General features: G+C 40.0%; 7 protein-coding genes. 1 reads left to right on the top strand and 6 read right to left on the bottom strand.

The window, feature by feature from the left end; genetic code table 11:
* Nucleotides 1-242 precede the first annotated feature (242 nt).
* Nucleotides 243-953 carry a sulfate transporter CysZ gene (gene cysZ, locus CWC02_RS18325; RefSeq protein ID WP_206004105.1) on the top strand — a complete coding sequence of 237 codons (711 nt, stop codon included), beginning with the start codon at nucleotides 243-245 and terminating at the stop codon, nucleotides 951-953.
* A 24-nt stretch (nucleotides 954-977) separates the two neighbouring features.
* Here cysZ and CWC02_RS18320 read toward each other — a convergent pair whose 3' ends face one another.
* From CWC02_RS18320 to CWC02_RS18295, 6 genes are read right to left on the bottom strand one after another with little or no spacing between them, the layout of a single operon-like run.
* Nucleotides 978-1,478, bottom strand: coding sequence for a hypothetical protein (locus CWC02_RS18320; protein WP_138602671.1), 501 nt, complete (start codon nucleotides 1,476-1,478; stop codon nucleotides 978-980).
* Entirely contained in the window at nucleotides 1,478-5,053 is a 3,576-nt protein-coding gene (locus CWC02_RS18315; RefSeq protein WP_138619692.1) for a PKD domain-containing protein, read from the bottom strand. Before CWC02_RS18315 ends, CWC02_RS18320 begins: the two co-directional genes overlap by 1 nt.
* A gap of 16 nt (nucleotides 5,054-5,069) precedes the next feature.
* Entirely contained in the window at nucleotides 5,070-6,155 is a 1,086-nt protein-coding gene (gene rlmM, locus CWC02_RS18310; protein WP_138619691.1) for a 23S rRNA (cytidine(2498)-2'-O)-methyltransferase RlmM, read from the bottom strand.
* A gap of 9 nt (nucleotides 6,156-6,164) precedes the next feature.
* A complete protein-coding gene (locus CWC02_RS18305) occupies nucleotides 6,165-6,533 on the bottom strand; it encodes a DUF423 domain-containing protein (protein ID WP_054551639.1) in 369 nt (122 codons plus the stop codon).
* Nucleotides 6,530-7,174 (bottom strand): alpha/beta family hydrolase, encoded by a 645-nt coding sequence (locus tag CWC02_RS18300; protein WP_138619690.1) that lies wholly within the window; start codon nucleotides 7,172-7,174, stop codon nucleotides 6,530-6,532. Before CWC02_RS18300 ends, CWC02_RS18305 begins: the two co-directional genes overlap by 4 nt.
* A gap of 1 nt (nucleotide 7,175) precedes the next feature.
* On the bottom strand, nucleotides 7,176-8,072 hold the full coding sequence (locus tag CWC02_RS18295; protein WP_063706073.1) for a transcriptional regulator GcvA: 897 nt from the start codon (nucleotides 8,070-8,072) through the stop codon (nucleotides 7,176-7,178).
* Nucleotides 8,073-8,137 lie beyond the last annotated feature (65 nt).

The following is an 8,137-nucleotide window of genomic DNA, read 5'->3' as shown; positions in this document are numbered from 1 at the left end:
TGCATTAGCTGTAATTAAAGTGTAGACAAAGTTTTCTGTGCCGCAAGAGCAATAAATACTGTGACTGTCCATGTAAAGTTAAATTTTATTAAGAATTAGAGTGCCTATCCGACTTAAAGTGACTGTCCATGTAAAGAGTTAAACACTTTGTTACGGAAAAAAGCTGTTCAAATATCGTCAAAACCCTATACTGCAAACAACAAGAAATAAGATGAGGTTTTCTCGTGCAGTTCACTCAAGGTATGGAATACTTCTTTTCTGGCTTTAAGTTAATTAGCCAAAAAGGGTTGAAACGTTTTGTACTTATTCCTTTATTAATCAATATTCTGCTTTTTGGTAGTTCGCTGTTCTTTTTGTATGGCTGGCTCACCGATGGCTTTGCTTACATGAACTCGTTATTACCAGAATGGCTTAGCTGGCTCGAGTGGCTAATGTGGCCAATTGCTGTGCTGGTGATTTTATTTAGTTACAGTATGCTCTTCACAGTTATAACAAACTTTATAGCAGCCCCATTTAACGGCCTACTCAGTGAAAAAGTCGAACTTTATCTCACTGGGCAAAAAATTAATGACGATAGTCTTTTCGATACAATGAAAGATGTGCCACGTATGTTAGGTCGAGAATGGACAAAACTTTGCTATTATCTGCCGCGCGCTATAGGCTTTTTTATCTTACTGTGGATTTTACCTGTGATCGGTCAAGTTTTATGGGTGTTATTCACTTGCTGGATGTATGCAGTGCAATATGAAGACTATGCGTTCGATAACCATAAAATTAGTTTTAACGAAATGAAAAATGACTTAAAGCAAAAGCAAACGTTATCTTATGGCTTTGGTTTAGCTGTCATGATTTTAACTGCTATCCCATTCGTAAACCTAATTGTTATGCCCGTTGCTGTTTGCGGTGGCACACGGTTATGGGTTGAAAACTATCGAAGCCAATATCGAAGTTAAAATGTTTGAAAAGCCAGTAGAAAACTATTGGCTTTTCAATACACTATAATTTAATTTAACTGGTAAAGGATCTGATAACTCGGTGCCAAAGCGAGGTTCATCAAATTGACTAATAACCACCGTAAATCTTTCTTCCCCCATATTGAGTATAAATGGGGTCCCTATCTTTGCTAGCTCTGAAATTTGTTTGTGTTTATTTTCTAATAAAACAGTGCCTGAACCTTTATTTTTAACTAAAAGTGCATGTGCGTTATTCCCTAAAACAATCCTAGCTTGATGTGATTCGCGATATTCTGCCCGCCATTGCCCTCTTTGGTATAGAGTGTATATGATTGAGATCCCATCGGGTTCAACGATACGTCCCTCTTGAATTTTACAATGTTGGCAACCAATTACTGAGCCTGATTTCCAGTTTACTGGCTGCCCATCATAATTTAATCTAGATGACATATGCCATTGAGGTTCAACATCTGGTGTGCATGCAACACAACATATCAACATAAAAAATATAACCAGATACTTCACTACTTAATCCCTTGCTTTTCTCTAGCAGCTTTAATTTCATTAAGAAGTTTTAAAGGTGGCGCTTGCTCTTCAATCATTCGTTGTTGTATATGCTTCGACACGTCTTTTTGATCGCTATCTTGCTGATGAACACCGAAGCGATTGCCAGAGAACAAGGTATAAAAACGAAGTTCAATCAAACTCCACTCATCAACATCATTTAGCACTGTTACGGCGGTATCATCATTCGTATCTTGGCTTAGAGTTTCAGTCGAATCTGCATTACAATTAAAATCTACAGCAGCAGAGCCGGGATACCTTAAACCATTAGCCTCTATTATATTATTTTCGTCTATGGAACTTCCGAGTCCATGCGAATAAGACATTACAAAATTTTCAGGAGAGTCAAATGGGCTATTAGTCAAATCCGCAGTTTGTACGGCACAATTGGCATTCTCACGATAGCGACTCGAGTAATAGCGATCTCCCTCATTATTCCCTATCGTCGGTAACCCTCTCAACTGATAAAGGTAATTCATAATACTCAAATGATTTGGTTTATAGTTTGTACTTTCATCACCACCATGCTCTAAACCTAAATTATGGCCAAGCTCATGCATTATCGTTGATGCTTGGTAGTTGAAGGTTAAATTTCGAGATATTTCGTTATCAAGTGATAACCCCCAATTCCCCATACTTATCATCAAATCATTACCACTTAATTCAGCAACCCCTGAAGAACCCGCACTGCCATCAACGTTTCGACTATTAGCCATTAACATATAATGAAATATCGGCTTACGTCTCATGTCAAAGTTTGCCATTTTATAATGAAATAAACTCTCAACACCTTGGTTAAAGTTATAAGGTGTATATTGTCTAAAGGTTACTTGATCACCCCCACCTAAATCATGATCTTGTACAGATATTCCCCCTGCTTGGTGGTACAAATCCCCCACATCAAAGTGAACAACAATGCCTTGCTCAGCGAACGAGCTTACCACTTTTTCCAATGCTGTTTGGTGCGGTATTATTCCCGCATCACTGCTATCCATATAATCCACTTCAATAAAGATATCTTTTTGATTAACTCTAGCTCCCCAAGCATGCAGAGGTAGTCCAGAAAAAGTTGACCCAAGGAGTTCTGAACAGTCAGGAATACCATCTTCATCACTGTCATCTTCGCAGCTAACATCATTAACACCCGCCGGTGTCGTAAATTGGCTATAGTGCCAATCAGATGATGAATTAGTATCTGTGTTATCTATATCTCTTTTAATACTTGAGCCAGTTACATTAGAAATGACAGGTGCTGATCCTGTTTGCCATTGTCCTGCCGTCAGAGGCTCAGTAGTGTCATTGCCAAATCGAACAAAATCCACAGTACTTCCCGAGTCACGCGTTAGTAATTCAACAAACCCATTCAAAAACCAATAAGGGCGAACCGTTGAGTCAATATCGCCAATAAAAGCGATAGATTTATTTTGCTCAGTTGTTTCGTAAAATAATTGATCACCAAAACCACTATGAACTATGAGATATTCCTCAGGAGCAATCACTTGGTCAGGCAAATTAAAAATTGTTGCGGCCGAAATACTATTATCAGAACTGTCACGACTTTTTACTCGTACACTGTAATCAGCTAAATTAACACTACTATCGGTTCCGTTATAAAGTTCAAACCAAGGCGTGTCGTTGCTAAAACGAATAGCGACAACCTCAGTTATCTTTAAATCATTACTTCCAGTTGTAAAAGTAGAAACTACTTGGGCTAAAGCAGGTGTATCAGCAAAATTAACTAAGTCTTCGGTTAATCTTAACGCATATTCTGTTGCTTGATTAAAAGCAGCTGTAAACTCAATATTGTTAAAATATTCATTGTCATTTCCTTGTGGTCCCGTCATCTCTAATGAGTCGATTGCTAAGCAAGTTTCAAAATTATCAGCTGATAATTGCACACTTCCCTCACATACACCATTGGCGCTATTAACAACTAAACTCGATGACTTCATCACATCAGACATCGATAACATAACTCGAGCATTTACACTCACAGCAGAGGCTGCATCTTCAGGGCTTACATTTACAACAGTGGCTGCACTAGTATCTGTAATTGTCACGCTCACTGTCGCTTGGGCACTCTGAGTTCCATCCGATACAGTTACAGTAAAAGGCGCTTGCGATATGCTATTTGATGCAGGTTGATAAAGATAACGAAAAGTTGTTGCATCAACTAAAGTGATACTCGCCCCAGCTAACTGCTGAGAAAAACTAATAGTTAACTCATCCCCATCAATATCACTCGCGTCAATAGTAAATTCACTACTTTCATTAAACTCTGTAGTAATAGCAATATCAGAGACTGTGGGTGGTTTATTAACATGAATGATCATAAATGTGAGGCTTGCTGAAGATATTGCTCCTTGATCATCTACCGCAGTGATCCGAAATATCACCTCGGTATTTTCAGACACTTCTGGCGCTGTGAAAGTAATAGTTTCGCCATTTCGCACAAAATCTACTGATGGTCCACTTAATTGCTGCCACTCAATATCTGCTATAACCCCGTCGCTGTCTGTAACAACCACAGAGACAGAAGCTTGCGTTAACTCAGTAATATCAGCAATCGCATCGAGGGTAATGACAGGCGCAAGATTTATGTAATTTTCAACCACAACACTAAATTCTGCAGAGCTTGTAGCTCCATCATCATCAGTTGCTGTTACTTGGAAGGTAATTTCATCATTTGTTTCTACTTCAGGGGCCGTATAATTTATTAAATTATCAGTTGCAGTAAATTCGGTAATCGGGCCTGAAGTTTGCACCCAACTATAGCTAATAATACTACCATCACTGTCTGTTGCCGTAGCTGTTAATACTCCTTCAGCCCCTTCTTGAATATTTTGCGAACCAGTTATACTCACTGATGGAGCACTGTTTGCGCTTACATCTATAGTAAAAAGCGCCGTGCTTTGTTCACCAAAACTATCAGTAACTGTCACCGAAAAAACAAGCTGAGTTAAGGTTGCAACATTTGGTGTGGTAAAACTAATTGTGCTCGATCCATTTTCAAACTCTACATCTGGACCAGCCGTTTGCTGCCAATCATAACTAATAACCTCTCCATCAGAATCTGAGGCATTTGCACTAAGAGAAATATTGTTACTAGAAGAGGATATCTGAGGGCCAGCAACCGATATTGTCGGGGCTTGATTAACATTAATAATGGTAATAGTGATACTGGTTGTAGCTGTTGCGCCTTGATTATCAGTAACGCGCAAAGAAAATGAGACATCTGTGTCAGTATCTACTGCAGGAATTGATACATTGATTTGTTGACCGTTTGCTGCAAAATCGATAGAAGGGCCACCAGTTTGCTGCCAAGAAAAGTCGGCTATAGAACCATCACTATCGTTGGCTGACGCACTTAATGAAAGTGTTGCCAGCTCATTGACCTCAGTATCACCAGAAATACTTACTTGTGGCGCTTGGTTCTCAGCATTATTAGACTCTTCACTCCCCCCGCCGCCTCCACAAGCCGTTAAAAAAATGGAAAATAAAATACTAAGCCCAAGTAACTTTATTCTATTCTCCATTTTTCAGCCCTCGCGATTAACTGTATAAACTTTGTGGCACCTTAGTTACATTTAAATGAACCGTGACCTCTTCACGGTCATGGTATAAGTGCTTAGCTTGTAGTTCGTAACTTACGCCATATTTATCAAGCTCTTCTTTAATCATTTTTAAACACTCGTAAACGCTATCAAAACGTTTTTTCATCGGTAGTTTAAGATTAAAAATAAGCTCTTTTGCGTAGGCGTTTACCGCCCAATCAATCATAAGGTTAGTCACTTTTGCTGGCTTTTCCACCATGTCACAGACTAACCATTGAATATTGCGCTTTTCTGGACGGTATTTAAAACCATCGACCCTAAAATGCTTAACTTGCCCTGTTTCCATCAAGTCATCGTTCATAGGACCATTATCAATTGCGCTTACAAACATACCACGTCGCACTAGCTGATAAGTCCAGCCCCCTGGGCAAGCACCTAAATCAACGCCTCGCATGCCAGGTTGCATACGTTCTTCAGCTTCATGAGGTGGAATAAACACGTTAAAGGCTTCATCGAGTTTTAACGTTGAGCGGCTTGGCGCATCACTCGGCATACGTAAACGCGGGATACCCATAAAGAAAGGCGAATTATTGAATGTATATGAATAGCCAACATAAGCACTGTCGTTTGCTAAAAATAACACATGCATAACAGGTTTTTTCTCAGCAATTTCGCGTGTTACCTTCGAGCGCTTTTCAAGCGATTTTTTCAGAGGTGTAGAAATCTTTTTGCAGAACTTACTCAGCTCTTTACCTTCATTGGTATCTGGCGTTTCTACACGTAGGTCACCACATTCAGGAAACTCAGCGGCAGCATCAACAATAGCACTAACGCGGTCTTCAAGTGGCATGTTATCGACTAAGGTGCCAGTAAACCATTGGCGAGCAAATACCATATTTTTGAAATCTACTTTTTTGATGATTTCTTCACCGTGGCTTGCATCAAAACATTCGTAAACAACAATGCCCGTATTTGGTTTTGTTTTTACGTAACCAGCAAAGCCTTGTTCAGCAGCCTGAAAAGTAATTTCAGCAGCGGCATCATTTTCAAAACCACTGCGACAATAAATAACTACACTCGACATAGATAACCCTTAAAACTTATATCGTGCTGCTTGAACTAACAAAATAGCCCAACCAATAATAAAACAAACGCCGCCAATTGGGGTGATAGGCCCAAGCCACTTCATGCCCGTTAGTGCGAGTAAATACAAACTACCGCTAAATAACACGGTACCTGCGATAAAAAATCCACCAGCCCAACTTAAGTTCATGCCCCATTTAATTAAGATAGCAATTGCTATCAATGCAAGGCCATGCACCATTTGGTATTCAGCAGCGGTTTTAAAAATTCCAATCGCATACTCAGAAACGCGGCTTTTTAAACCATGAGCAGCAAATGCGCCAAGCATTACTGAAAGCATGCAAAATAAGCTACCAATCATTAAATAGAGTTTGATCATTGTGCATCTCCAGCCACTAAATTCATAATAAACTGCGCTGCATAATCTGCAGCTTGCTGTAAGTTTTCTTGCTCTGTAATGCCACTTTTTTTGCGTGGTTTTAATGAGTGGTCACCATCTTTTAGAAATTTAATCTCGGGTGGGTTAACCATTTTAAGCTCAGCAAGTTCTTGCTGAGAGCCAAACGTATCGCGCTCACCTTGCAGCACTAAAAAAGGGCGTGGCATATCAACAAAATGCTCTATACGCAGTTTTTCGGGTTTACCCGGTGGATGAAACGGATAACCAAAAGCAACCACGCCAGCAATTTGAGCTTGCTCCTGCTCAGTACAAAGCATCGAAGCCATACGCCCCCCCATAGATTTACCCCCAATAAATAGCGGCAATTCTGGCTGGCGTTCGGCTAAAATTTCACTAAAGTAGGCAAGTAACTTAGGAGCACGCTCGGGTGGCCTACGCTTGCCCGTTTCTTTAGCAATTTGCATATACTGAAAATCAAACAAGGCTACATCAATCCCATGCTGACTAATCAAGTTAGCCATTGTTTGCATAAACTCAGAATCACTGCCTGCCCCTGCACCATGGGCAAATATAAACTGTGCGCGAGCTTTGCCCGTTGCACTTTTAAACCACTGTAACATGTTAATACTCTTGTTCTTGCTCTACTAAGCTCAGCATCCAGTCTTTAAAAGACACTATTTTGCCAAGCTCTGTTTGCGATTCGCGGATCACTAAATAGTATGCATTTTTACTTTCTAATGAGTGATTAAATGGAATAACTAGACGACCCGCATCAATATCAGGTTTTGCTAAAACGCTATTACCAATGGCAACCCCCTGTCCATGCACCGCGGCTTGCAATACCATTGATGAGTGACTAAAAATCGGCCCTTGGTTAACTTGTACATTACGCACACCAGCCGTTTTCATCCAGGTTTTCCAGTTTTTACGGGTGGTATCATGCAATAAGGTATGATTTGCTAAATCACTGGGTTGATTAAGTGGCTTAGGGCCCGTTAACAGCAATGGGCTACATAATGGCACTAGATATTCAGTATGCAGCTTATATGTCTGTACCCCACTCCAGTGGCCACGACCATAATAAATAGCAATATCTACATCGTCAGAAAGTGAGTTTTCATCCTGATCTTGCGCTTTAATTCGCACGTCGATTTCTGGATGTAATTCATTAAATAAACTAAGTCTGGGCACTAACCATTGAATCGCAAAACTTGGCGTTAAACTTACCGTGAGTGACCCTTTCGCACCTCGGGCAAGTAGTTTTTCTGTGGCATCAATCAGCTGAGTAAAAATTTCTTTTATATCTAAAAAGTAACCTTGCCCTTCTTCGGTTAACAGCAAAGAACGATTCTTACGTAAAAACAGCTTTAACCCTAAATGCTCTTCAAGGGTTTTAATTTGATGGCTCACCGCAGCCTGCGTTACATATAGCTCTTCTGCTGCTTTTGTAAAGCTCAAATGGCGGGCAGCGGCTTCGAAAGCTTTTAGTGCATTTAAAGGAGGTAAACGACGAGACATAAACACCAAACTTAGAATTAGTTTTTCTTATGCGTCGATTATAGCGATACAAATAAAAAAAGGCG

Origin of the sequence: Pseudoalteromonas sp. S2721, from assembly GCF_005887425.1 — a bacterium.
Taxonomy (GTDB): domain Bacteria; phylum Pseudomonadota; class Gammaproteobacteria; order Enterobacterales; family Alteromonadaceae; genus Pseudoalteromonas; species Pseudoalteromonas simplex.
This window is presented reverse-complemented; position numbering and strand designations above follow the sequence as displayed.

Excerpts from the sequence above, each read along its gene's own strand:
- rlmM (WP_138619691.1), bottom strand. The coding sequence starts at position 6,155 with ATGTCGAGTGTAGTTATTTATTGTCGCAGTGGTTTTGAAAATGATGCC.
- CWC02_RS18295 (WP_063706073.1), bottom strand. The coding sequence starts at position 8,072 with ATGTCTCGTCGTTTACCTCCTTTAAATGCACTAAAAGCTTTCGAAGCC.
- CWC02_RS18315 (WP_138619692.1), bottom strand. The coding sequence starts at position 5,053 with ATGGAGAATAGAATAAAGTTACTTGGGCTTAGTATTTTATTTTCCATT.
- cysZ (WP_206004105.1), top strand. The coding sequence starts at position 243 with ATGGAATACTTCTTTTCTGGCTTTAAGTTAATTAGCCAAAAAGGGTTG.
- CWC02_RS18305 (WP_054551639.1), bottom strand. The coding sequence starts at position 6,533 with ATGATCAAACTCTATTTAATGATTGGTAGCTTATTTTGCATGCTTTCA.
- CWC02_RS18300 (WP_138619690.1), bottom strand. The coding sequence starts at position 7,174 with ATGTTACAGTGGTTTAAAAGTGCAACGGGCAAAGCTCGCGCACAGTTT.